Here is a 24,866-nt window from a genome sequence, read left to right as displayed (position 1 = left end):
CCCCTCCCGCACGCTGCGTAACCTCTGCCCATGGCCGACGTCTACGAAGTCCACCTCGCCCTCGACCTGCCCGACTCCCTCCCCGCTCCCGATCTGGACCTGCTCCGCTGGCACCTGGGTGAGGAAGGAGGCCGGGCGGACGGCGACGCCTACGAGCACCCCCTCTGGGCGGCCCGAGGCCCGGCATGGCGGATCGGAGGCGTCCTGATCGGTGAACTGGTCGCACGCGACGGAGGCTGGGCGCTGACCGTGCGCCAGGAGACGCATCCCGACGAGTTCGACGACCTGCGCAGGATGGTCCGGTGGCTCGGCGCCCGTACGACGACTCCGGGACTCATGGGACACCTGCGTTTTCACGAGTCCCACGTCCCCGACCTGCTGACCGTCGAGGGCGGGAGGGTGGGCGGCACCCTGCTGCGGGTGGACCGCACGGTCCCGTCGGCGAACGAGGCGATCCCCGGCCCCTACGCCTGACGGTCGGCGGGCGGCAGTCGACGGGCGGGAGACCAGGAGCCGTTGTCGCCCCGGTTCCCCATCTTGACGGTGGGCCGGAAGAAGCCGCTACTTGTGCAAGGAACGTCAAGGGACGTTGGGCAACTGTCCATGTGCACGTAGGCCAGAGACAGGAGCAGTCACGCATGGTCGTATCCGGTCCACGAACCACCGAAGGCGCGCCCACCGGGCCACGCGCCGACGATTCGCGGTCACAACCCGATACCCATGCTTCCAGGCGGTGCAGATGAAGAAGAGACTGTGTGCCGCGGGCGCCGTCCTCGGCGTCCTCGTCACGTGCGGAGCGCTGCCGGCCCAGGCGTCCCCGGCCCAGGCGTCCCCGGTCCAACGGCCGGGCGGTCACGCCCTCCCGCTCGGCCCCTCCGACCTGACCGAGACCCGCACCACCACGACCCTGCAACCGGGCGTCACCCTCACCCGCATCGTGCGCGGTGACGACGACCCGTCCCTGCACTGGACGGTCGAGGTCTCCATCCCCGGCGGAGACACCTCCCCGGACCCCGACGCACCGCCGACGGCCCTGAAGGACAAGGCGAGCGCCGACGAACTGGCCTCCGCACTCGCACGCGACGGTTTCCCGGCCCGCGTCGAGAAGGTGACGACGGAGAGGACGGCCGACTACACAGGCGGCACCCTCGGCTGGCGGGTCCGCGTCGGAACGTTCGCCTCCCAGTCCGCCGCGACGGCCGAACGCACGCGCCTGCGGGCCGCCGGACACACCGGATCCGCCGTCTTCACCGGCTGGGACGGCGAGGCCACGGACCGCGGCCCCTGGCACGTCGACGTGCTCACCATCGACCCGCGCACCTTCCGCGGCGGCCTGGACGCCTCCTACGGCCCGGACCTGGAGAACCGCGAGACCACCAGCGCGCTGTCGAACGCGGCCGGCGCGACCGCGGCGGTCAACGCCGGCTTCTTCGTCCTCGACCCGAAGGCGGGCGCACCAGGCGACCCCGCCGGAGTGGGCGTCCACGACGGACGCCTGCTCAGCGAACCGGTGAGCGGACGCCCCGGCCTGGTCCTCCACGAGGACGGCAGACGGACCGAGATCGCCCGCTACACCTGGCAGGGACGGATCACGGCCCGCGGCACCTCACTCGCCCTGAACGGCGTCAACCGCGTACCGGGCCTGATCAGAAACTGCGGCGGCACAGCAGGCGACCAGCCGACGTCCCTCCCGCTGCACGACGTGACCTGCACCAACGCGAACGAACTCGTCGCCTTCACCCCCGAGTACGGGAAGCGGACCCCGTCCGGCGAGGGCCTGGAGGCCGTACTGGACACCCACGGCCGAGTCGTCGAGCTGCGCTCACCGCGCGGGGGCCCGCTCCCGGCGGGCGGCGGCTCGGTCCAGGCGACCGGCGGCCGCGTCGCCGAACTGACGGCCCTGGCACGCCCCGGCACCCATGTGCACACGAAGACGACCCTGCTGGACGACCGGGGCAGGCGCGTCTCCCCGTCCTCGCGCACCGACATCGTCAACGCCGGTCCCGAACTGGTCCGCGACGGCCGGCTCCACGTCACTCCGGCCACCGACGGCATGGTGCACCCGGGCGACCCGAGCTGGTACTACGGCTGGGTGCACAAGCGCAACCCGCGCACCCTGGCCGGGGTGGACGCGTCCGGCCGCACCGTACTCATCACGGCCGACGGGCGCAGCACCGAAGCGCTCGGCCTGAGCATCGTGGAGAGCGCCCGGATCGCCAAGGCCCTCGGGCTGCGCGACGCCGTCAACCTCGACGGCGGCGGCTCGACGACGATGGTGACCGACGGCGAGGTCATCAACGACCCGTCCGACGCCACAGGCGAACGCCCGGTGGGCGACGCCCTGGTGATCCTGCCCCGCAGGCACTGACCCAGCAGACGCTGACCCAGCCCGGTCTCACTGTTCACGCAGCGACGAACCGCACCGCAGGGAGCCGCCATGTCCGCGACCACGACCGTCCTCCCGTCCCTCCGATCCCGCATCCTGCTCGTCCTCGCCGTCCTGCTGGCCACCCTCGCACCGACCGCACCGGCACTGGCCGCCACCGGCGAGCAGGCGGACGCGTCGTCCCGCACCTCCTCACCGCACGGCGCGGAGGTCGTCGCCGTCACCCGGGTCGCGGACCGGCAGGTCGACCTGACGGTACGGTCCACCGCCCTGGGCGGCCGGACGGTCAAGGTCCGCCTCCTCACCCCCGACGGCTGGAACCCGGACGCCGGACACCGGCAGCACTGGCCGACACTCTGGCTGCTCCACGGCTGCTGCGGCGACTACACGTCATGGACCGCGAAGACGGACGTCGCGGAGACCGCCGCCCTGCGCGACGTCCTCGTCGTGATGCCGGAGGCCGGCTGGAACGGGTGGTACAGCGACTGGTGGAACCACGGCCGGGGCGGCGACCCCGCGTGGGAGACCTTCCACACCGTGGAACTGCGCCACCTCCTGGAGCACGACTGGGGCGCCGGCGCCCGCCGCGCCGTCGCCGGCCTGTCGATGGGCGGCCAGGGCGCCCTCCTCTACGCCGCCCGCCACCCCGGCATGTTCCGGGCGGCGGCCGCGTACTCCGGCTCCGCCCACCCGCTCCTCGACACCGAGTCGGTCGACCGCATCATGGGCTTCTTCGCCGGCCAGGGCAACGACCCCCTGCGCGTCTGGGGCGACCCGGTCGCGCAGCGCCGCATCTGGGAGGACCACGACCCGTACCACCTGGCGAAACGGCTCCGCTCCATCCCGGTGTACCTGTCCTGCGGCGACGGCACGACCGGCCCCCTGGACCAGCCGGGCGCCACGAGCGCCCTGGAGGCGGACTTCAACCGGCAGAACCAGGCGCTGGCGGGGGAGCTGCGGAGGGTGGGGGCACGGCACCTGACGACCAACTTCTACGGGCCGGGGACGCACGGCTGGGCGTACTGGGAACGTGAACTGCACGCGTCGCTGCCGATGTTGCGGGAGGCGTTGGCGATCGGCCACTGAGCAGGCGCGCTCCCGCCGGCCACCGGCAGCGGCCCGCGCCGACTCCCGTCCCGTGACCGCGCCCGCCGCGAGAGCGTTCCCGTCACCGCCCGCGTACGCAGGCACTGACGCCGCGCCGGGCAGGTGCCTTCCGGCTCCGCGCGGCCCGCCCGCCCGGTCGGCGTGACCGGCGGGCGTGGTGCCCGAGCCGGCGGTCCGCCATCGATCGCAGGTGGGCCCGACGGCGCCCGGACCGTGCGAGAGCGAAGCGTTTCGGCGGCACTTCCTTCTCTTCCGCCGATCCGTCAGCATGGCGGCGTACATTCAAGTTTATGTCTGAACGTCTCGTTCCCGATGCCAGAGCCTCCCGCCCCTCCCGCCGTGCGGTGATCCGGGCGGCGGCGATCACCGCCGCGGTGGTCGGCGTCCCGCTCCCGGCCTGGACGGCGGGCGCGTCCCCGGCCGTCGCCGCCCCCTCCGCCATTCCCCCGGACGCGCCCGAACTGCCCGCCGGACTGGTCGCGTACCGCACCCCCTACGTGAACTGGTCGGGGGAGATCACCCACAGCGGTTTATGGGCCTGCGCGCCGCGCACCGCGCAGGACGTCGCCGACCTGGCCAACTGGGCCCACCGTGCGGGCTGGCGGCTGCGCGCACGCGGCAAGGCGCACAACTGGTCCCCGCTCACCATCACCGGCCCCTCCCAGTCGGACGAGCGGGTCCTCCTCCTGGACACCACCCGCCACCTCACCGGCATGGAACTCGTCACCCCGCCCCCCGGCGCGCCCGGCGCCGTCCGCGCGCAGACCGGCGTGCTCCTGGAGACCCTGATGGCCTTCCTCGCCGACCACGGCCTCGGAGTCACCAACACCCCGGCGCCCGGGGAGCTGACCCTCGGCGGCACCCTGGCCATCGACGCCCACGGCACCAGCGTCCCGGCCGCGGGGGAGACCGCGCGCCCCGGTCACACCTACGGCTCGCTCAGCAACCTCGTCCTCTCCCTCACCGCCGTCGTCTGGGACACCGGACGCGCCGAGTACGTGGTGCGCACGTTCCACCGGGGCGCCGACGACGAGTGCGAGGCGCTGGCCACCCACATCGGACGCGGACTGCTGACCGAGGTGGTGCTCCAGGCAGGGGAGGAGGTGCCGCTGCGCTGCGTCAGCCGCGTCGACATCAGCAGCGACGAACTGTTCGCGGCACCCGGCAGCGCGGCGGCCGGCCGGGGCAACACGTTCGCCGACTTCCTCGATCGCGCGGGTCGCGTGGAGGCCATCTGGTTCGCCTTCACCGACCGCCCCTGGCTGAAGGTGTGGAGCCTCAGCCCCAAGCGCCCCCTCACCTCACGGCCCGTCAGCCACCCGTACAACTACCCGTTCAGCGACGTCCTGCCGACACCGGTCGCCCGCCTCGCGGGACGCCTCGTCGGCGAGGGAGCCTGGTTCCTCGCACCCGAACTCGGCCTCGCCCAGTACACGGTGGCGGCGACCGGCCTGACCGCCACCCTCGCCACCGACCTGTGGGGTCCCGCGCACGCGCTCCAGTTCTACCTGCGCCCCACCACCCTGCGCGAGACCGCGAACGGTTACGCCGTTCTGACCCGGCGCGCCGATGTGCAAAGAGTCGTCTCCGAGTTCGCCGCCTACTACAGCGAGCGGCTCAAGTCGGCGGCGCTGCGCGGCAGCTATCCGGTCAACGGCCAGGTCGAGATCCGCGTCGGAGGACTGGACAGGCCCGAGGAGTCGGCGGCCCCCGGCGCCCGCCCGCCGCTGCTGTCCGTCGTCCGGCCGCACCCCGACCACCCGGAGTTCGACTGCGCGGTGTGGGTCGACGTGCTCACCCAGCCGACCACCCCCGGGGCGCACGCCTTCTACCGCGACCTGGAACGCTTCCTGCTGCGCACCTTCGACGGCGGTTACGCGCTCGCCCGTGTCGAGTGGTCCAAGGGCTGGGGGTACACCGACACCGCGGCCTGGGCCGACCAGGAGGTCATCGGCACCGTGATCCCGGCCTCGTACGGGCGCGGACAGTGGGCGGAGGCGGTCGGCATCCTCGACCGGCTCGACCCCCACGGTGTGTTCGGCAACGACTTCACGGACCGGCTGGTACGGGTGTGACCTCGGGGCCCGGCACGTAGCCCTCCGGGAGAACCGGTGGGAGGGAACGCGGCATCAGCACACCGCTTCCCTGCCACCGGCACCCACCTTCTCACCGACCACCACCGAGCCCGGCGGCCCCGACGGACGGACCGCGACCCGCAGACCGGCGAAGTCCCCACCGTCCCGACTCTTCCGCTTCAGTGAGCCCAGGACGTGCCCCCGGCCACCTCTTCGGCCTCCTCCAACGCGTCGGCGGCCACCTGTCGCAGTTCGCCGTCGAACGTCGAGGCGGACTTGCGCAGGAAGGTGACCACCGCGTCGGAGGAATCGGCCAGTTGGGGAACCAGGTAGCAGACCTCGCGGAAGTACTCGGCGTCCGCACCGTCCGCGTGGCGGAGCAAACGGGGGAGCACGGCCAGTACCTCACTCCTGCAGTAACCGGCGACGTCGACGGACCCGTCCTCCACCGCGGCGCGCACGCCGGCGTTCCGGGCGTTCAGAACACACTCGAGAAGACTCACGGCCTGCGGCGTCAGCGGCGTACCCGTTCGGGCCCGGGCCGTGAGGGCGTCGACGCAGGGGGCGGCGGCGCTGTACAGGTGTCCCTGGTTGACGACCTGGCAGTACAGAACCCGACCGGCACGGGTCCGCTCTTCGGGGTCCTGCCCGAGAAGGCGCTCGAGATACGCCGGAAGCCCGATCGCCGGGATGCTCAGCGTCTCCAGGGAGCCCCAGTCCCATTCCCTCGTGAAGATCATCGCTGTTCACTCTCCCACGTCGCTGGTGCCGCGGCAGGCGTCGTTCGCCCGGTGACGCCGAACCGGGCGGGCACCGGTTCCCCGCGGATGCGGGAGAGCGCTCAGTCCCACGTCGGGGAGAGGCGTTCTTACGCCGTACCTCTCGATCGGGGTCATCGAGGTGGTCATGACGCGGATGCCCAACCGGTGGGCGTCCTTGATCCTGACGCCCGTGCGGCGTTCCCCTCGCACCCAGCGAGAGAGGCCCTCGCGGTCCAGAAGGCAGACGGCGTCTCCCCTCGTGCCGCGTCTCCCCGCCGTTGCTCCGGAGCGGCCTCGACCGGCTCATCGGAGGCCACCCCCTCCGGTCACCCCGGCCCGCCGCGGCCCCTCACAGGCGGCCCGCCTCCACGATCCGCCGCAGGAAGCGCCGCGTGCGGTCCTGGCGCGGGTCGCCGAAGACCTGCTCGGCGGTGCCGCGCTCCAGCACCACGCCCCCGTCCAGGAAACAGACCTGGTCGGCGACCTCGCGGGCGAAGCCCATCTCGTGCGTGGCCAGCACCATGGTCATGCCGTCGCCCTTGAGGTCGCGCACGACGTTCAGCACCTCGCCGACCAGCTCGGGGTCGAGGGCCGCGGTGATCTCGTCGAGCAGCAGCAGCCGGGGGCGCACGGCGAGGGCGCGCGCGATCGCCACCCGCTGCTGCTGGCCGCCGCTGAGCCGGTCCGGGTACTCGCCCGCCTTCGCGCCCAGCCCGAGCCGCTCCAGCAGGTCCCGGGCCTGCTCCCCGGCCCGGTCACGGGGGACGCCGTGCACCCGGCGCGGGGCGAGCGTGATGTTCTCCAGCACCGTCATGTGCGGGAACAGGTTGTACGCCTGGAAGACCACGCCGATCCGGCGCCGCACCGCGTCCTGGTCGGCGCGCGGGTCGGTGATCTCCTCGCCGTCCAGCCAGATCGCGCCGTCGTCGATGTCCTCCAGGAGGTTGGCGCACCGCAGCAGCGTCGACTTGCCGGAACCGGAGGCGCCGATCAGCGCGGTCACCGTGTGCGGGGCGACCTCCAGGTCGACGTCCCGCAGGACGACCGAGCCGCCGAAGGTCTTGCGCACGGACTCCATCCGCAGCACCGGCACGTCGCCGCTCACGTCGTTCCTCCTTGCGCCCGCCGGTGGTCCGTCCGGGCCGTCACCCAGTCCGTGAAGCGGGTCATCGGGATCGTCAGGGCGACGAACACCAGCCCGGCCACGATGTACGGCGTGTAGTTGAGGCTGCGGCCCACGACGATGTCCGCCGCGCGCACGGCGTCGACCGCGCCGCCGATCGACACCAGACCGGTGTCCTTCTGCAGGGACACCAGGTCGTTCAGCAGCGGCGGCACCTGGCGGCGCACCGCCTGCGGCAGCACCACGAACCGCAGCGCCTGCCGGTTCGACAGGCCAAGGGAGCGGGCCGCGGCGCGCTGCGAGGGGTGCACCGACTCGATGCCCGCGCGGAACACCTCGGCGACGTACGCCGAGTACGTCAGCGTCAGCGCCGTACCGCCCAGGAGCACCGGGTCGACCGTGACGCCCTGGAGCCGCAGCGCCGGGACGCCCAGGACCACGATCATCAGGTTGATGATCAGCGGCAGCCCGCGGAAGAAGTCCGTGTACGCCGCCGCCAGTACCCGCAGCGGGAAGAACACCGGGCCGCGCAGGGTGCGGGCGACGGCGATGAGCATGCCGAGGACCAGCACGGCGGCACCGCACACCAGCAGCAGCCGCAGGTTCAGCCAGAGGCCCTCCATGACCTTCGGGAACGCCTCGCGCGCGTACTCGGGGCTGAAGAACGTCTCCTTGGTGCGCTGCCAGCCGGGCGCGCTGACGACGAGCAGGTACAGGGCGGCCCCGGTGACCAGGGTCGACAGCGCGGCGATGGCCGTGGCCCGGCGGGCCCGGACGCGCCGGTACCGCTCACGTTCCAGCCGGCGCGGCGACGGGACGTACGGGTCGGCGGCGCCGGACGAACCGGCCGTGCCGTCGCCGCCGGGTCCGCCGCCCTTGCCGTCCTTGTCCTCCTCGGTCCTGTCGTCCGCGCCGTCACGGCCGGACCCGCCCTTGACGACGGTCACGTGAGCACCGGTACGTCGACCGCGTCGGAGAGCCACCGCTGCTCGATCTTCGTCAGGGTGCCGTCCTCACGGAGCGCGTCCACGGCCTTCGTCACGCAGGGGGTGAGCGCGCTGCCCTTGTCCAGCACCAGGCCGAACCGCTCCGGGGCGCCGCCCTGGTTCTCGAACTGGCCGACGATCTCCGCGTCGGTCACCTCGGCGGCGGTGATGTAGAACGCGGTCGGCAGGTCGACCACGATCGCGTCGACCTGGCCGTTCTTCAGCGCGGACTTGGCCTGGTCGTTCTTTCCGTAGACGGCGGCGTCCCGGGCCGGCCGCACGACGTCCTCGATGTAGTCGAGGCTCGTCGTGCCCACCTGGGCGCCCAGCTCGAGGCCCTTGAGGTCCGCGACACCGGTCGCCTTCGCGGCCTTGGAGCCCTTCAGCGCGACGACGGCCTGGCGCACGTCGTAGTAGCCGGACGAGAAGTCCACGGCCTTCTTGCGCTCGTCGCTGACGGAGACCTGGTTGATGTCGAAGTCGAAGGTCTTCTCACCCGGGGCGAAGGCCTTGTTGAACGGCACGCTCTGCCAGACCACGGCGTCCTCGCCGTACCCGAGCCGCTCCGCCACGGCGTACGCGACGGCCGACTCGAAGCCCTCGCCGTTGGACGGGTCGTCGTCCTTGAACCACGGTTCGTAGGCGGGCTTGTCGGTGGCGATCGTCAGCTTGCCGGAGGTCTTCGTGGGGAGCTTGCCCTTGGCGCACGAAGCGCCGGCCGGACCGGAGGAGGTGGCGGACGCGTCGGCCTCGGGCTGCGGGGCGCAGCCGACCGCGGTCGCGAGGAGAGCGACGGTGGCGCCGGCGAGGACGCGGCGCAGAACACGAGGGACGAGGTGCATGGCGGGAGGGTGACAGTGAGGTCCCCGGTTTGTCGAGGGCACGCCGTGATAATCCGCATGGTGGGAACGGGTGTTGCCGTTCTGTGAACAGACGGGCACGGGCGGAGCCCCTGGCGTCGGTGCGTGTACAGGAGGGTGCCGTACGCGGGCGGGCGCCCACCGGACGGTCGGGCTCCGGTGGGCGCCCGCCCTACGACTCGCCCCGGGGCATCGTGTTGAGGGCACGGGAGATCTCGTCGGCCGTCGCGTGGTCGCCGAGGCCGTGCAGGACATCGACGAGGAAGCGGTAGGAGAGGACGAGATCCTGTCCGAACGTGGCCGGTGCCTGCTTCGCGAGTTCCCCGTAGAGCCGCACCGCCTCCTGGGCGGGTTCGAGTGCCAGGGGGAGATCCGTGCCCGCCGTGAGGCGGATGCCCACGTGTGTCAGGAGAGCGGTTGCCAGGGCGGGAAGGGCGTCGGGGTCGGCCCGCACGAGCGGCCGCAGGAGCCGGGTCGCCTCCGCGCTGTGCGCCAGGGCCGGGCCGAACTCCCCCAGCTTGCCTTCGGCGAGCGAGGCCAGGTGCAGTACGTTCGCCAGCTCGTGCCCGTACGTCCGCGGGTCCTTCCCGGCGAAGCCCCGGTACCGTTCGACGGCGTCGGTGGCCAGGTCACGGCATTCGGCGAACCGTCCCTCGGCGAGGCACCGTTCCGCCCGGTGGACCAGGAGGGCGGCCGCCAGGGCGTGTGCGCCGTCGGGGGTCACCGAGACGTGGTGGACTCCGCGCTGGAGGGCGACCCGTCGCAGCTCGGCCGGGAACGAGGTGTCGTCGAGGTCCTCCTCCAGTCGCAGGCTGGACCGGAGGGCGTCGGCGAACCGGTCCCGCCGTACACCGGCCAGGTCGGCGTACGTCTCGGTGGCCTCGGCCACGGCCTCGGCCGCTCGACCGGTTTCGGCCCGGAGCGCCTCGCGGGCCGCCGCGTACCTGTACAGGCTCTCCGCCAGTCCCGGCCGATGGGAGGCCGGGTCGGCCTCGACGAGCCGCCGGTGGATCTCCACCGACTCGGCGGTGACGGAGAGCGCCCTCTCCGGTTCGCCCGTCTGCAGGAGCATCATGCCGAGGTTGCCCAGCGCGGCGCCGCGGGCCGCCTCGGCCTCGTGCGTGACCTGACCGCCGTCCCGCGCTCGGCAGACTTCGACGGCCTCCTCGGTGGCCGCCACCGCCTCCTGCCGCCGCCCCAGGTGCCACAGCTGACCGCCCTGGTTGAGCAGAGTCCTCGCCAGCACCGGCCCGTGCGTGGTGGGGAAGATCGAGGCGAGCGCGCGGTAGGCCTCGACCGCCGACGTGGTGTTCGCCAGCGCCTCCTCGTACCGGCCCAGCGCGGCTTGGGAGTTGCCCAGGCCGCCCAGGGCGATCGACAGCCCCTCGGCCTGGTCGAGCGTGTAGCTATCGGGGTCGAGCCCGCGGTAGAGCGCGAGGGCTTCCTGGTACTCGACCACCGCCTGGCGGTGGAGGTCCGCCGAGGACAGCCGGGCGCCGAGTTCGGTCCGCAGCCGGGCACGGGTCGCGGCGTCGTCGGTGCGGGCCAGCCGGTCCCTGGTCAGGCGCCGGGCGAACGCGGCGATGCCGATGTCGAGTTCGAGGCTGGCGCCGACGGGGAGGTGGGCACCGATCGCCTCCAGCAGGGCGCTGTCGAGGACGTCGAGTTCGGCCAGTGCCATGAGCACGCCGCTGCCGCCCCGTACCGCGAGCCAGGGATGGGCACGGAGCACCCGGCACAGCCGCTCGGCCATGTGGGGCCAGCGGCGCGCGGTTTCGATCAGGGTGGTCAGGGCCGGCGGGACCCAGGTGGGAGCGGAGTCCTGGAGGGTACCGGACAGCAGCTCCGCCGCCGCCTCGTCCGCCCACGGATCGGCCGGGTACGCGGACGCGTGTCCGGGGGTGGAGAGGGCGAGGAAGTCCTCGCCGAGGCGGTCCGGATACAGCGGTTCGAGGACGGTACCGGTCACCGTCGGGGGATAGCAGACGCCGTGGTCGGCGAGGACGTGGTCGGGCGGGACGGCGTGCACGCCGATCTTCTGCAGGGCGCGCAGGCCGACGCGGTAGGGCAACGGGCCGGTGAGCGTCGCGGTGTAGACGGCCCGGGCCATGGTGTCCGGGTCGGTGGGGAACCGGCGGTCGAGGCCGTTGTGCAGCTCCCGCCAGTGGTCGCGCTCACGGGCGAGGAGGTAGGAGGAGACCTCCGTGGGCTTCGTGGGGGCCGTGGTCCCGTCGAGGTGGGCGAGGACGGCGGTGAGCGCGGCCATGTGCACGCTGAGGACCAGGCCGTACGCCTCGTGCCGCAGGAGAGCCGCGGGCGGCGTCACCGGCTCCGGGTCCGGCACACCGAGCCGCTCGGCGAAACCGGCGCGTGCCGCTGTGAAGAGGTGGACGCGGTGGACCGGGTGCTCCGCGAGCGGGCCGAGCACCTGGGTGTCCGCGAGCATCCCCAGATCGCGGTCGATCCGGTACCGGAGGACCTCCCACCACTGGCCGGCCGAACGGGCGAGGAGGAGCACCCGCACGCGGACGCCGGGTGCGCGGAGGTCCTTCAGCAAGGACACCAGATCGAGCAGGTCCCAGCGCTCGGCGTAGTCGACCACCACCAGTGTTCCGCGGGCACCCGCCACCGGTTCGACGGTGTCGGCGACCGGTGCGGAGAGGTCCCGGCGGTGACGGGCGACCAGCACGGACCACCCGTCGGCCGACCACAGCCGTGCGGTCTGCGCGGCCAGCCGGGACTTGCCCTGCCCGCCGGGGCCGTGCACCAACCGGACCGCCGGCCCGGGCAGGGCGTCGTCGTCGCGCCACCGGCGGAGGCTTTCCAGTTCCGTCCCACGGCCGGTGAAGGGCACCACCGCGTGGCTCGTGCGCAGCAGCAGACTGGGGTGCGCGCGTGCCTGCCCGGGCGGCACGACGGGCAGGTCGGCCGGCCACGCCGTGAGGTGGTACGGGGGCGGCGCGTCGTGGACCGTCATGTCCCCGGCGGCGATGTAGGTGCGGCTGAAGCCGCTGGACGTGGCCGTGATGAACACCTTGGAGCCTTCGCCGTCCGCCGACGCGGAGGAAGGGTCCGCGTGCGGGCCGGTGCCGCCGGTGTCATCGGTGCGTCGGGCCGACGACGTCGCCGGACGCCCGTCGTCCGGCGCCTCCTTCGGCGAGTACGGATGCGTCACCTCAACTCCTCTTCCCGGGGTGGCCCCTCCGACGGTCGAACGGGGCGTGCGTCGAGGCCGAGCAGGGGGAACGTCCCGACCGGGCCCGCGCCGAAGCGGTGGACGGCCCTTTGCGTCCGTCCGGCCGGGACGTCCGGTGCCGGCGAGCGCCGACGTGCCTGCTCAACCGGTGATGTGCTGGTCGCGCCCCGCCACGAACATCCTGGAGTTCCCGGAGGCGTTCGCATTGATCACGGTCGACGCGCCGTCGGCCCGCGTGTGCGCCGTCATCGCGGGCGCCAACTCCTGGTCGAGGAGCCGTCGCAGCTCGTCGGCCAAGGCAGGGTTCTCGGAGAGCAGTTCCTGCAGCCGCAGCCGCCAACTCCCCGTCAGAGCCTCCTCGGTGTCGGTGTCCCCCGCGCTCCGGGCGACGAGGAGCTGGGCGCGGACGGCGGCGAGTTCCGCGCCGACCGTGTCCGCCTGCTCCGGGCGCACGCGCCGCCACAGGGAGACCAGAGCCTCCCGGGCCCGCTCCCAGCCGTCCGTGGCCATCGCACCGACCAAGGCCGACCCCGCCGACACCACGATGGGATCCATCGCACCCTCCTCTTCCGCGGGTCACACAACTGTGGGACGAGCGTAGGCATTTCTGCGCCGTCTCGGTGCCCTCCCGGCGATACCGGGGGAAAGACGTCGGTGCGTCGCACTTCGGCATTCCCCAGTCGTACGGTCGTGATCAATGACGGGTCCGGAGAGGAGTGGGAGCGGTACGACCTGACTGTCACCCGTTTCCTCGCCGCGGTCCTCGGTGGCGAGATCCGCTCGGAGATTCTGTGGGACAGGTTCCCCTTGGCGCGGCATCGGTTCCGTCCCGCTCGTGACATGTGAGAGGCGAGGGCAGACCACACCTCCTCGCCAGGCCGGCCGATGCGGAGAACCGAGCGTCCAACGCTTGGAGCCTCCCCCTGAGTGGTGGACACGCTGATACTGGATCTGCTTGATCCGGAGGAAGCGAGAGACCGCCGATGGCGATGAAGGACTACTCGGACGAGTTCAAGGCCGATGCCGTGGCCCTGTTCGAGTCCACGCCCGGGCCGGGCAGGTGTCGTCCTTGGCGGCCTGGTCGGCGGTCTTCTTGTCCAGGACGGCCCGCGCGAACCAGGCGTCCTGCAGCCCCTCCCCGTCCTCGGCGACGGGCAGGCGGTAGGTGCCCTGCGCCCCGTCCAGCACCACCACGGACTGCGGGTCGACGCCGCCCGCCTGCTTCGGCGCGGCGCCGGTGAGCGCGGCCAGGGCGTCCCGTGCCTCGGCCGGCGTGGCCGAGACGAAGTAGCGCAACCGCCGCTTGTCCCGCCCGACGGCGGCCTGCCAGATCTTGAGCGGGCCGGTCTCCAGCTTCTGCGGATCCGCCTCCGGGGACAGCGCCGCCCAGCCCGAACGGCCGCAGACACGGCAGTAGATCGCGGGCAGGTGGGCCTGCGCCGGCCGCTGCACGGTGTCCGAACCCGGCAGCGCCTGCGGCCGCCGCGAGTCCGCCGTCGGCCACTCCTCGCCGTCGGAGGTGTCCTCGGACGCGGAGGCCGCGGTGAGGGCCGAGCGCCGCGCGGCGCTCCGTTCGTCCTCGTACCAGCGGAACTCCGGCCGGGCGCCCACCCCGCTCAGCACCCGCCCCACCGGCCGCACCCACAGGTGCGCCTCGACGTGCACCAGCGGACGCGGCCTGTGCTGGTCGGACTCCGGGTCCCGCGCCGACGACAGCAGCGCCACGAACCGTGACAACGCCTCCAGTGCCAGCCGCGGGTTCTCCCGCGCGGTGCGCGCCCACGCGTACCCGAAGCGGGCCATGCGGTCCCGCAGCCCCCACTCGTCGAGCGGATCGCCGTTCAGCAGCGCCAGCACCCCGTGGGTGAAGTCGTGCTTCTTCAGCAGCCGCCCGATCTGGAAGACGTCCAGGCCGCGCCGCCCCAGCAGCCGCTCGGCGAGCCCGTCCAGGTCGAGCCGGTCCGGGTCGGACTCCACACCCGGCCCGCCCGAGACCTCGATGACCTCCTTGGGATCGGGGGGCTCGGGCAGCTCGTAGTCGATGTCGCCGACGAAGTCGTCGGCGCTCAGCCGCTCCTCACCGATCACCGAGTCCGGACCGAACGGCACGCCGAACACCTGCTCGGCGACGGTGAGGATGCCGCCGGTGTCGCCCCCGCCCTCACCGAGGGTCGCCGAGGTCGCCACCGGGCAGATCGACCCCAGGGGCCGCTCCGGCTTCGAGGCGCCCACGGCGGACGCCAGCCGCCGCAGCAGCATCGCCACGTCGGTGCCCTGCGCGCCGTCGTAGGTGTGGAACTCGTCCAGCACGACGTACGCCGGGTCCGCGCCCTCCCACAACGGCCGGTCCTCGGCCCGCTGCAGCAGCAGGTCCAGCATCTTGTAGTTGGTGATCAGCACGTCCGGCGGCGACTGGCGCATCTCCTCGCGCCGCGTCATCACCCGCCGGAAATCCGTGTCCGGTTTGTCGCCGATGTAGAGGCCGGCCGTCACCTGAGCCAGCTCCGGCTGCGCCAGGTACTCGCCGATGCGGCCGGCCTGGTCGGTGGCGAGCGCGTTCATCGGGTACAGCAGCACGGCCTTCACCCCGCGCCGGCCCAGCGCCTTCTGCCGCCGGCAGTGGTCCAGCACGGGGATCAGGAACGACTCGGTCTTGCCGGACCCGGTACCGGTCGTCACGAGCGTCGGCTCGGCCGCCCCCTTGTACGTGCTCAGCCGCTCCCACGCCTTCGCCTGGTGCCGCCACGGCGTGAACGACGGCTGCCACTCCAGCGCCGACCGCCACCCGTCGTCGGCCGGGTGGAACGGCGTCCTGATCCGCAGGTACGGCCCCCGGAAGATGCCCGTCTCCGGATCCCCGAGGAACCGCTCCAGCGCCAGCCGCGTGTCCTCGTCGGCCAGCGCGTACGTCGTGGTGAGGTACTGCGTGAGACTGCCGCGGAGCTGCGCGGCGGCCAGGGTGGGCTTCACGAGGACCTTTCGGACAGGACGATCACCGGGACCGCCGGACGCGCGACGCCGTGACGTCCGGCGACCGCGCCCTGACGATCAGCGTCAAAAATACCGCCCACCTCGGACATCGGTACCCACCTGGTCGGATCCCGGACTCCCGCCGCGGGGCACGGACGAGGTGCGGATGCACGGTGATGTCCATGGCCGAAGGCGCCGGCCCCATCTCGATCCGCCGTTCGTTGTCGTCACATCGATGCCGGCGCTGTGACTGATCCGTCGGAAGAGAGAATGCGAAGCATGACCCAGATCTCGTGGGAGGACGCTGTCCAGCGTCTGCTGGGCTCTTCGCAGTTGAGGGTGTAGGCCGAGAACGTAGAGCTGTTGGACGGTTGGATGTGAGTCATCAGGGGGTGCGAGCGTCGTAGTTCTCGCGGTTTGCGAGGACCTCGGCCATGTGTGTCTGCGCCCAGTTTCTGAGCCCGCGGGTCATGTGGTGGAGCGAGAGGCCGAGGTCGGTCAGCTCGTAGGAGACGGTGACAGGGACGGTTGGCGTCACGGTACGGGTGAGCAGACCATCGTGCTCCAGCGACCGCAGCGTCTGGGTCAGCATCTTCTGGCTGACCCCGGCCAGAAGACGAGAGATCTCGGAGTAACGCATCGCCTTCGGAGCGTCTGCGTGTGCTGCACCGGGCTGGCCGGGGCTGTTGTCGCCGCCCAGCGCACACAGGATCAGGACGACCCACTTGTCCGAGATTCGGTCGAGCAGTTGCCGGCTGGGACACCCTGCCAGGAACGCGTTGTACTCCACCTTGGCCTGAGCCCTCTTCTGGGCCGCCTTCATCGTCGTCACTGATCGCACCTCTCACCAATGGGTGGGTTACGCACTCCCAAGTGCCTACTTCCCGACAGGAAGTTTCTCTCCAATGCTGATGCAGGGAGGCAGCAGGCGCCACCCCCGAGTGCACGATGAAAGGCAACAAGATGAGCACACCTTCCCTCTCTCTTCCCGGCGGCACCTGGACTCTGGGGGACCTGACCGTCACCCGGTTCGGCTACGGCGCCATGCAACTGGCCGGCCCGTGGGTCATGGGGCCACCCGCCGATCGCGAGGGTGCCCTGGCCGTGCTGCGTGAAGCGGTCGCCCTCGGTATCACGCACATCGACACCAGCGACGCCTACGGGCCGCGTGTCACCAACGAGTTGATCCGCGAGGCACTGCACCCCTATCCCGAGTCGCTGCACATCGTGACCAAGGTGGGCGCGACCCGCGACGAACAGGGCGGCTGGCCTACAGCCCGCCGACCCGAAGATCTGCGCCGTCAGGTCCACGACAACCTCAAGTCCCTCCGCCTCGACGTACTCGACCTGGTCAACCTCCGACTCGGCAACGCCGAAGGTCCCCAGCCCGGCTCGCTCGCCGAGGCGTTCGCCACGCTCGTCGAACTCCAGCAGCAGGGCCTGATCCGCCACCTCGGGATCAGCAACGCCACCGAGGAGCAGGTCACCGAGGCACAGAGCATCGCGCCGATCGTGTGCGTGCAGAACATGTACAACCTCGCCCACCGCCACGACGACAAGCTCATCGACCGGCTCGCCACCGACGGCGTCGCATACGTGCCCTTCTTCCCCCTCGGGGGCTTCACCCCGCTTCAGTCCTCGGCGCTCTCGGCGGTCGCCGCTCGACTGGAGGCGACACAGATGTCCGTCGCACTGGCCTGGCTGCTGCAGCGATCACCGAACATCCTGCTCATCCCCGGCACGTCATCGACGGCACACCTGCGCCAGAACATCGCCGGCGCGGGACTCTCCCTCTCCCATGAGGACTTGACCGAGCTGGACGACATCAGCCGCTGAATGCCCCAGAGCTGACCGCCTCACAAGCCACGACCAAAGCCACCGTTCAAGTTCCGGCCCCGGTCACCTTCGCGCGGCCGGGGCCGAAGCAGGACGATTCGCCCTCACCTGGATGACTTCAGGTCATCGACCGTCAGGAACTTGTGTCACACCGGCGGTGGCAGCCCACCCCGCGTCGGTGGCCGGGTAGGCGCCGAGGTCTCCCGAGGACCGGTAGGGCTTGGTCAGGTTCGTATGGGGATGGGTACGGCGCGGTGGCAGGTGGGGCAGGTGTCGGCCCAGAGGCCGAGGAGCGTCTGCAACTCGCGGACGACCTGGTCAGAGGCTCAGTCCTGCGCCGCGTCTTTTGGGGCTCGTGCCAGCCGCTGGAGGGTGCAGAAGGCGTGGGCGGCACAGACGAGGGTGACGTGGTGGTGCCAGCCGTTCCAGGTGCGGCCTTCGAAGTGGGCAAGGCCCAGGGCCTGTTTCATCTCCCGGTAGTCGTGCTCGATGCGCCAGCGGAGCTTGGCCAGCCGCACCAGGGTGGCCAGGGGCATGCCGGAGGGCAGGCTGGAGAGCCAGAACTGCACCGGTTCCGGCTCGGTGGCGGGCCATTGGGCCAGCAGCCACCGCTCGGGCAGTTCCGCACCCTGGGTGGCCTGGCGGATCTCGCGTCCGGCGGGCCGGATCCGCAGGGCGACGAAGCGCGAGTACATGCGCTTGAAGCCGCTGCGGCCCGTGCCCGGCCTCGAGCCCTCGCGTCAGGACACCGGACGGGCCGCCTGCCGGCCGGCCTGGACGACCAGCTCCTTCACCGTCATCGGCTTGTCCGGGTACCTCGCCGCCGGCGGACGGCCGGTGCCCTGGTAGGGAGGGGCGGAAAGCCGCGCGTGTTCGGTGTGGTCATTCCGCCGAGGTCCGGTGCGTGCTCAGGGTCGCCCACACGGTCTTGCCGGGGCCGCCCCGGCGGTCGGTGACACCCCAGTCATCGGCGAGGGCGGTGACGAGGAGGAGGCCGCGGCCGGATTCGGCGTCGGGTTCCGCGAGAACGGCGACGACGGGCCGGCGTTCGACGCGGGTGTCGGAGACTTCCAGGCGCAGCCGCCCACCGTCCGCCTCGGCGGCCAGCCGGACGTGGAAGTCCCGGCCGGGGACGCGTCCGTGCCGTACGGCGTTGGCGCACAGCTCGGCGGTGATCAGGGTCAGTGTCTCGTTGACGTGGCCGTCGTAGGGGTGGCCCCAGGCGTTCAGGCAGTGCGCGACGAAGAGCCGGGCGAGACGGGCGCCGCGCGGGGTGGAGGTGAAGGCCATGGCGAACTCGGTGGAGTCCGCCGGGTGCGTCGGAGTACGGAGGGGGATGTGCATGCGGTCAGCGTGGTGGTGATGCCCGGCCCGCCACCAGCGTCACGGCCTGTACGACGCCGTGCTGTACGGCGGGACGGACGCCGGTACACGGCGCGGCGGACGACCTGGTCCCGGCCCGGCCCCGACCGCGTGCACCCGTCGGCATCGTCCACGTCCCCGACGCGGCCGCGGACCGCCACCCGGCACTGCACCCGGCGCCGACGCGGTGACGGCCGCACCCACGTTCGACCGTGACCGCTGCGTACCGCAGTCCGGCGGTTAGGGTCGTGGCTGGTTCATCGGCATCGTGGGAGGGCTCCGGGGATGAGCGGGACAGTGACGGCGGTCAGCAGCAACGGCGAGTACTCGTTCACCAAGCCGAACCGGGACAGCATCACGCTGCTCGCCGGGATCGGGGTGGAGGGGGACGTCCATGCCGGCGTGACGGTCAAGCACCGTTCACGCGTCGCCCAGGACCCCACCCAGCCGAACCTGCGCCAGGTCCACCTCATCCACGAGGAACTCTTCGCCGAGGTCGGCGCGGAGGGATTCGAGGTGGCGTCCGGCGACCTCGGCGAGAACATCACCACCCGGGGCATCGATCTGCTCGGCCTGCCGGTCGGCACGCTGCTGCGCGTCGGCGACGAGGCGGTGCTGGAGGTGACCGGCCTGCGCAACCCCTGCGTGCAGATCGACAACTTCCAGGGCGGGCTGCTGAAGCAGGTCGTCGGCCGCGACGAGGCCGGGAACGTCGTGCGCAAGGCCGGAATCATGAGCATCGTGAAGGAGGGCGGAGCGGTGCGCCCGGGCGACACGATCGAAGTGGAGCTTCCCAGCGGCCCGCACCGGCCCCTGGACCGGGTCTGACCGATGCGGCCCCGGGCCCGCAACCCACCGCACCCGCCGGGGGGACGCCCTCGGGTTCCCTGGGGGCACGGCCACCCGCGCGGGCCACTTCCGGCCGCCGCCAGGACCGTCGCTACCGAGGCTGGAGGAACGACAGCATCCGCCGATGAAGCGCAAAGCCAAGGGAACGCCGATGCCTAGCGGCGAAGGCGCTCGGCGACGGTCCCGGCCACCTCCTCGAGCCATCGGCGGACGCTGATTCCTGAGGGAGGTGATACGTCCATGCCCAGCACGGAGACAGCCTGCTTCAGGTCCTTGTCCGTGGCGGCCATGGCGAGAAGCCCCGTGACGTCCCGTACGAGCTGGTCCAGGTCAGCGTCCGATGCCCCCGACAAGTAGTCGTCGACAGCCTCGGCGTAGGAGGTGTACTCATCGGAGAAGTCCTGATGGAAGTGGGCTCCGAGGAACTGGTTCAGTTCCGGGAAACGTTCTCTGTACTCCCACTTGTTCTGCGGCAAGGACCGGTTCTGCTGTGCGGGGCTTCCGAGGTGGCGGACCAGATGCTCGCGGATGATGCGCAGGCATTCTTCGACGCCCCGCCCGGACGGCGGCTCGATCTTCGGGAGCAGTTCGATGTCGTCCGCGATCTCGGGGGAGAACAGGCCGGTCCGGAGGATGTCATCAAGCTGATGTACTGCGTCGGCTGTCCGCTGCGGGTCTGGGGAGACGATCCTGAGATACGCGGACAGGGCGGGCCCAGGGGTCTCGGGAGTGTCGGTGAAGGTGCAGTCGTGCGCCGCGTAGGCCTCCAGGAGTTCCTGCACCTCGTAGAACCGGGATCCGGGGCCGGGGGACAGCGTCATGAGGCTGCTCCGTCGTGGTCATGACTCAAGGGGTGAGGTACGAGGTCAGGATCCGGAAATCCGCGGGGCTTGGGGGTTCCGCTTCAGAATGACACGGACCGAGCGCACCTCCTGTGGTGGGCTGCCACGCACTGAATAGGAACGGTGTCAGGTCTCCCGGTGCCCGCTCAAAACAGTTCCAGGTCCTCGCCGCTGGTGTCCGCGATGACTGGCCGGAACTGGGCAGGGAGGCCGTCCAGGCGGTCAGGACCGGCCGCGGCGGCCACGGCAGGGGCCGTCTCGGCCAACCAGGTACGAAACCGCTCGGCGGCTTCGCGGTAGGGGACTTGCGCCAGGACACGGTGCTCGCCGGAGGGGCAGAAGTCGACGGCGACAGTGAGCAGGCAGGAACGGGGTGCGTTCTGACTTCCCGTCCAGGACACGCGCAGGACACCGCAGGGCTTGCGCCCGCGGGGGGCGCGATGGGTCGGGCGCAGTGATCGGCAGGCTATGTGGGCGGTCCATGCGGCGAGGTGCGGCAGGGGCAGGGTGGTGCGTGCGCGGCAGCCGGAGCAGCGGTGCCAGTGGCGGAGCCAGTCGTCGGCGTCGGTGTGGAAGAGGCGTGTGTAGCGGTTCGCCACGCGGATGTCGTTGCTGTACAGGTGGTCGGGGCGTTCCTGTGTGTTGCAGGACTGGCAGACGGGGGCGCGGACGTAGCCGTGTTCGTGGCAGTGGTCGAGCACGGTGGCGGGCGCGGTGCGGCAGACGGCGCACGCCCACCCGGCCACCCTGCGGGAGGTACCGGGCTTCCTGCTGAGCACCGAGTACAGCTGGCCTTCCAGCTCTTTGTCGTACGGGCGCAGCGAGGCGGTGGAGCCCTCGGGGCTCGTCGCCTGCCGACCGCCGGCTTCTCGGGCCTGCCGGGGGTGGGAGGGCGGCTCGGTGACGGCTGCGCTTGCCTGGCGGGTCTGCGCGGCTCGCACCCACTGCGTTTCGGCGTGCTCGGCCGCGTCCAGCAGCCTGACCACAGCGCGCGGCAGCCACCACGTGCGCCGCGTCCCGTCGCGGCTCTGCTCCACGAGCAGCTGTCGCCAGTCGATCCCCGCCAGATGGTACGGCCTGCCGACTTCACGTCGTGCTGCCCGCTCGGGGTCGCCCAGTTCCTGCAGCTCCCTCTTGATGCGCTGACGCCAACGCAGCGGCGTTTCCTCGTTGCACTCCTGCCTCGGCGCCCCACGAAACGGACCGATGCGGACCAGGTCCTGCCGATCCATCCTCACCGCGTTCAGGTCCGCGGCCGCCCGGCGCACCTCAACCTCCGGAACACCCCACTGACCGTCGCTCGCCCTCACCGTCGCCACCACATGGCAGCCGAGCAGGACGTACCCCACCTGGACAGGGGCAGGAGAGCAGGTGAATGTCCCAGAAGCCGTCGGCACAGCACTGCCGGCCGTCAAATCGACCCACAGAGCGTCCGCGGCAACCAGGGGGATCAGGCCGTCCGTGCGACCGGGCATGACACGCTCCGACATACCGACAGGCTAACGGCCTGCAACGCGGCAACGGATCCCAAGCGCCACGGTCAGCCGGGCCACCGTCCGCAACTCCATACCCCTGAGCATCGGGTTCGTCAGCACCTCCCGAGCCCGTAACCTCACCACCAGAACGTCAAGAACCGGGCAAGCCGCCCTCGCGCATCAGTGAGGTCTTTCAGAGTGGCCACTGATCGGGTGACCGGCCGGGGCCCCGCAACGGACGAGGCTCCCGTGCCGTTGAGAGAGGTGCTCGGCGTCTCAACTCATCAGCTCGGGGGCCTTGTTGGTTCCACAACCTGCCGCACTCGACCTGCCCCACGCCTTGGTCGACTGGGTCACCATGCTCATCGTCACCCGTGAGGGTGACCGCCGCTGCAAGCTCCCGCCTCACCAGCGGGCCCTGACCGGCCTCGTCCACCTGCGCCGGCACGACACGCTCACGCAGATCGCCGCGGGCTTCGGCATATCCGTCGGCACAGCCCACGCCTACGCCACCGCCGTCATCGACCACCTGTCCCACCGGGCACCTGGACTGCTGCGGATCCTGCGGGAGACCGACCTCGTCTACGTCCTGCTCGACGGAACGCTCGCCGAGTGCGACCGGGTCGGCGACAGCCGGGCCGACTTCTCCCCCGAGCACCGCCGCCACGGGGTGAACGTGCAGGTCGTAGCCGATCCCGCGGGCAACCCGCTGTAGATCTCGCCCGCCCTGCCCGGCCGCACCCACGACCTCACCGCGGCCCGCACCCACCACATCATCCGTATCCGCGAGCGCCAGGGCGTTCCCGTCATCGCCGACCGCGCCTACATCGGCGCCGGCCCCTGGGCGACCACGCCGGTCGGACGGCCGCCCCTTGGAGAGCTCACGCCCACCCAGCGGACGGCCAACAGAGCCCTGTCGGCAGCTCGGGCGCCGGTTGAACGAAGCGTTGCAAGGCTCAAGTCCTGACGGATCTTCCGCCGCGCCCGCTGCAGCCCGAACCGGCTCTCGTCAATCGCCGCCGCTGTCCTCACCCTGGAGCGGCAGCGCTGGAAATGCTCGGTGTCATCGAGGTGGTCATGGCATGGGTGCGGCGAGAGCGGACTGGTCGATCCCCGTGCTCAATCGATTCCCCCGGTCTCCACGAGATGGGCCATGAAGGCGGCAACGATGCGCGGACGGGTGGCGTCTGGGACAGGGGTGTCAGGGAGGTCGGCCTCTACGTCCCACTCGGTGACCTGTTGTCACCGGCAGGCCGAAACCGTCGTCGGCGCGCCCCGGCGGGGTTCACACCGATAGTGGGTGTTCAGGGGACGAGGAGGGTTTTGCCGATGGTGGTGCGTTCCTCAAAGGCCTGGTGCGCTGCGGCGGCCTTCGACAGCGGCAGGACAGCACCGATGATCGGCTTGAGTGCACCGTTGGAGGCCAGGGCGAATGCCTCGTCGCGCAGTCGGGTCTGTTGGTCCGCTGTCAGGGCCATGGAGGCGAATCCGGTCACGGAGACGCCTCGGTGATACACCGCGAGCGGGTCGAAGCGCGGTGCCTGCCCGCTGGTCATGCCATAGACGACCATACGGCCTGTGCCGGGGGTCAGCAGGTCGAACGCGGCCTCCGATACCGAACCACCCGTGGCCTCCAGGACCACCTGCACGCTGCCGCGTGCCGCATCGCGTACGTGTTCGTGCCAGTCCGGCGCGGTGTAGTCGATCACTGTGTGTGCGCCGAGCCGCTTGGCCACGGCCAGTTTCCTCTGCCCTCGGGCAACGCCGATCACAGTGGCGCCGGCGCGCCTGGCCAACTGCACCAGAAGGCTGCCGACACCGCCTGCAGCGGCTTCGACCAGTACGGTGTCGCCTGCTCGCAGTGCTGCGGCCCGGAGCACCCCGACTGCGGTCGAACCCTGACCCAACAGCGCCAGTGCCTGGCGGTCATCAAGGGCGTCAGGGCAGGGCAGGGCTGCGGCGGCAGACACCACCGCCATTTCGGCGTAACCGCCGCCAGAAAGGGCGCTCACCACCCGCCTGCCGACCGTTGCGGGATCGACGCCGGGCCCGACATCCGCCACGGTGCCCGCCACCTCGAAGCCCGGCGAGAACGGCATCGGCAGATCGGGGAGGGCAGTCTGTCGCATCAGGCCGGCCCGTATCTGGACGTCGGCGAACCCGATGCCCGCGGCGGTGACCCGGACCAGCAGTTGCCCGGGGCCCGGCTGGGGAACGGGCACTTCGTCGACGCGTAGTACGGCGGGTGATCCATAGTCATGGAATCGGACAGCACGCATGCTTCCCTCGCATCAATGATCCGGAGAGGCGACGATCGGTTGCGCCGCCGACGCGAAGGTAGTGCAGGACATAATGGTTACTTCAAGGGTATCTGGCTACCGCGGGGGTACTGGTGCAACCGCTTGATCCCGACATGTTCCATCCGGCCTGTCCGAGCAGCGCGATGCCGATCCGGGTCGGCGACAAATGGTCCGCCATGGTCATCCTGTGTCTGGAGCAGGGGCCACGGCGGTTCTCCGAGCTCCGGGTCCCCCTGCGTGCCCCCACCCCGAAGGTGCTCACCCAGACCCTACGAGCGCTGGAACGCGATGGGCTGATCACCCGTACCGTCTACGCCGAGGTCCCCGCGCGAGTGGAGTACGAACTGACCGCGCTGGGCCACACCTTGCTCGAATTCATCGCGGCCGGCCGGCGCTGGGCGGAGGAGCACATGCCCACCCTGCTGGCCGCCCGCGACGCGTACGACCACACCACCAACATGGGCTGACAGAACTCGCCAGCAATGGCACGACGGCTGTCGAGCACGCTTGGTGACGAGGCTCCCGCACAGCTCAGGGTGGGCGCCGCCGGTGAGAACGGTGATGCCTTGCACTCACGGTGACAAGCAGCGTACCGGCCTGGTGACAAGTACAGGGAGCGTTTTCCATCCTCGGTCTGAGCTAGTGTCCTGCGCCAGTAGTTGATCGTTAGAAATTGCATGACTTCTGCTGCTGGTGCGTCAGTGCCCCGTCGTGGCCCGAAGCTCGAACCGTTGCTGC

The 24,866-nt window shown here is 71.3% G+C and carries 19 protein-coding genes and 2 pseudogenes; 8 read left to right on the top strand and 13 right to left on the bottom strand.

Annotated features, from left to right (window positions below):
- Window positions 1-30 precede the first annotated feature (30 nt).
- The 4 genes from ACIRFH_RS11295 (at window position 31) to ACIRFH_RS11280 (ending at window position 5,568) form a co-directional block, all read left to right on the top strand.
- Window positions 31-474, top strand: coding sequence for a hypothetical protein (locus ACIRFH_RS11295; RefSeq protein ID WP_403519190.1), 444 nt, complete (start codon window positions 31-33; stop codon window positions 472-474).
- Window positions 475-739: 265 nt separating this feature from the next.
- The gene (locus ACIRFH_RS11290; protein WP_403519188.1) at window positions 740-2,368 is read left to right on the top strand and encodes a phosphodiester glycosidase family protein; all 1,629 of its coding nucleotides are present in this window, start codon (window positions 740-742) and stop codon (window positions 2,366-2,368) included.
- Window positions 2,369-2,437: 69 nt separating this feature from the next.
- Window positions 2,438-3,472: an alpha/beta hydrolase gene (locus ACIRFH_RS11285; protein ID WP_403519186.1), complete on the top strand. Its 1,035-nt coding sequence runs from the start codon at window positions 2,438-2,440 to the stop codon at window positions 3,470-3,472.
- Window positions 3,473-3,783: 311 nt separating this feature from the next.
- Complete coding sequence (locus ACIRFH_RS11280; protein WP_403519184.1) at window positions 3,784-5,568, top strand: cholesterol oxidase substrate-binding domain-containing protein; 1,785 nt, start codon at window positions 3,784-3,786, stop codon at window positions 5,566-5,568.
- 179 nt (window positions 5,569-5,747) lie between these two features.
- Here ACIRFH_RS11280 and ACIRFH_RS11275 read toward each other — a convergent pair whose 3' ends face one another.
- From ACIRFH_RS11275 to ACIRFH_RS11240, 8 genes are all read right to left on the bottom strand, one after another.
- Window positions 5,748-6,308: a hypothetical protein gene (locus ACIRFH_RS11275; protein ID WP_403519182.1), complete on the bottom strand. Its 561-nt coding sequence runs from the start codon at window positions 6,306-6,308 to the stop codon at window positions 5,748-5,750.
- A 370-nt stretch (window positions 6,309-6,678) separates the two neighbouring features.
- Complete coding sequence (locus ACIRFH_RS11270) at window positions 6,679-7,407, bottom strand: amino acid ABC transporter ATP-binding protein (protein ID WP_403519503.1); 729 nt, start codon at window positions 7,405-7,407, stop codon at window positions 6,679-6,681.
- A 23-nt stretch (window positions 7,408-7,430) separates the two neighbouring features.
- On the bottom strand, window positions 7,431-8,399 hold the full coding sequence (locus ACIRFH_RS11265) for an amino acid ABC transporter permease (protein ID WP_403519180.1): 969 nt from the start codon (window positions 8,397-8,399) through the stop codon (window positions 7,431-7,433).
- Window positions 8,396-9,280 (bottom strand): ABC transporter substrate-binding protein, encoded by an 885-nt coding sequence (locus ACIRFH_RS11260; RefSeq protein WP_403519178.1) that lies wholly within the window; start codon window positions 9,278-9,280, stop codon window positions 8,396-8,398. Before ACIRFH_RS11260 ends, ACIRFH_RS11265 begins: the two co-directional genes overlap by 4 nt.
- Window positions 9,281-9,470: 190 nt before the next feature.
- A complete protein-coding gene (locus ACIRFH_RS11255; RefSeq protein ID WP_403519176.1) occupies window positions 9,471-12,473 on the bottom strand; it encodes a hypothetical protein in 3,003 nt (1,000 codons plus the stop codon).
- A 162-nt stretch (window positions 12,474-12,635) separates the two neighbouring features.
- Complete coding sequence (locus ACIRFH_RS11250) at window positions 12,636-13,049, bottom strand: hypothetical protein (protein ID WP_403519174.1); 414 nt, start codon at window positions 13,047-13,049, stop codon at window positions 12,636-12,638.
- A gap of 456 nt (window positions 13,050-13,505) precedes the next feature.
- A complete protein-coding gene (locus tag ACIRFH_RS11245; protein WP_403519172.1) occupies window positions 13,506-15,464 on the bottom strand; it encodes a DEAD/DEAH box helicase in 1,959 nt (652 codons plus the stop codon).
- 385 nt (window positions 15,465-15,849) lie between these two features.
- Window positions 15,850-16,287, bottom strand: coding sequence for a winged helix-turn-helix transcriptional regulator (locus ACIRFH_RS11240; RefSeq protein ID WP_403519501.1), 438 nt, complete (start codon window positions 16,285-16,287; stop codon window positions 15,850-15,852).
- A 140-nt stretch (window positions 16,288-16,427) separates the two neighbouring features.
- On the opposite strand from ACIRFH_RS11240, the gene ACIRFH_RS11235 reads away from it, so the two are divergent.
- The gene (locus ACIRFH_RS11235) at window positions 16,428-17,300 is read left to right on the top strand and encodes an aldo/keto reductase family oxidoreductase (RefSeq protein ID WP_403519170.1); all 873 of its coding nucleotides are present in this window, start codon (window positions 16,428-16,430) and stop codon (window positions 17,298-17,300) included.
- Window positions 17,301-17,626: 326 nt separating this feature from the next.
- Here the strand turns inward: ACIRFH_RS11235 and ACIRFH_RS11230 are convergent.
- Both ACIRFH_RS11230 and ACIRFH_RS11225 read right to left on the bottom strand, forming a co-directional pair.
- Window positions 17,627-18,157 (bottom strand): annotated as a pseudogene (locus ACIRFH_RS11230) (transposase); the annotation flags it as partial.
- A 25-nt stretch (window positions 18,158-18,182) separates the two neighbouring features.
- Entirely contained in the window at window positions 18,183-18,644 is a 462-nt protein-coding gene (locus ACIRFH_RS11225) for an ATP-binding protein (RefSeq protein ID WP_403519168.1), read from the bottom strand.
- A 303-nt stretch (window positions 18,645-18,947) separates the two neighbouring features.
- Here ACIRFH_RS11225 and ACIRFH_RS11220 point away from each other — a divergent pair, with 303 nt between their 5' ends.
- Window positions 18,948-19,490: an MOSC domain-containing protein gene (locus tag ACIRFH_RS11220; protein WP_403519166.1), complete on the top strand. Its 543-nt coding sequence runs from the start codon at window positions 18,948-18,950 to the stop codon at window positions 19,488-19,490.
- 176 nt (window positions 19,491-19,666) lie between these two features.
- Here the strand turns inward: ACIRFH_RS11220 and ACIRFH_RS11215 are convergent, their stop codons facing one another.
- Both ACIRFH_RS11215 and ACIRFH_RS11210 read right to left on the bottom strand, forming a co-directional pair.
- The gene (locus ACIRFH_RS11215; protein WP_403519164.1) at window positions 19,667-20,332 is read right to left on the bottom strand and encodes a contact-dependent growth inhibition system immunity protein; all 666 of its coding nucleotides are present in this window, start codon (window positions 20,330-20,332) and stop codon (window positions 19,667-19,669) included.
- A 167-nt stretch (window positions 20,333-20,499) separates the two neighbouring features.
- Complete coding sequence (locus tag ACIRFH_RS11210) at window positions 20,500-21,843, bottom strand: endonuclease domain-containing protein (protein WP_403519162.1); 1,344 nt, start codon at window positions 21,841-21,843, stop codon at window positions 20,500-20,502.
- A 286-nt stretch (window positions 21,844-22,129) separates the two neighbouring features.
- Between ACIRFH_RS11210 and ACIRFH_RS11205 the strand changes: the two are divergent.
- A pseudogene (locus ACIRFH_RS11205) lies at window positions 22,130-22,876 on the top strand (transposase family protein); the annotation flags it as partial.
- Window positions 22,877-23,132: 256 nt separating this feature from the next.
- On the opposite strand, the gene ACIRFH_RS11200 reads toward ACIRFH_RS11205, so the two are convergent.
- Window positions 23,133-24,107, bottom strand: coding sequence for a zinc-binding alcohol dehydrogenase family protein (locus ACIRFH_RS11200; RefSeq protein ID WP_403519160.1), 975 nt, complete (start codon window positions 24,105-24,107; stop codon window positions 23,133-23,135).
- A gap of 134 nt (window positions 24,108-24,241) precedes the next feature.
- Here ACIRFH_RS11200 and ACIRFH_RS11195 point away from each other — a divergent pair, with 134 nt between their 5' ends.
- On the top strand, window positions 24,242-24,595 hold the full coding sequence (locus ACIRFH_RS11195; protein ID WP_403519159.1) for a winged helix-turn-helix transcriptional regulator: 354 nt from the start codon (window positions 24,242-24,244) through the stop codon (window positions 24,593-24,595).
- Window positions 24,596-24,866 lie beyond the last annotated feature (271 nt).

Source organism: Streptomyces sp. NPDC093586 (assembly GCF_044764905.1).
In the GTDB taxonomy this organism is placed as follows: domain Bacteria; phylum Actinomycetota; class Actinomycetes; order Streptomycetales; family Streptomycetaceae; genus Streptomyces.
This window is presented reverse-complemented; position numbering and strand designations above follow the sequence as displayed.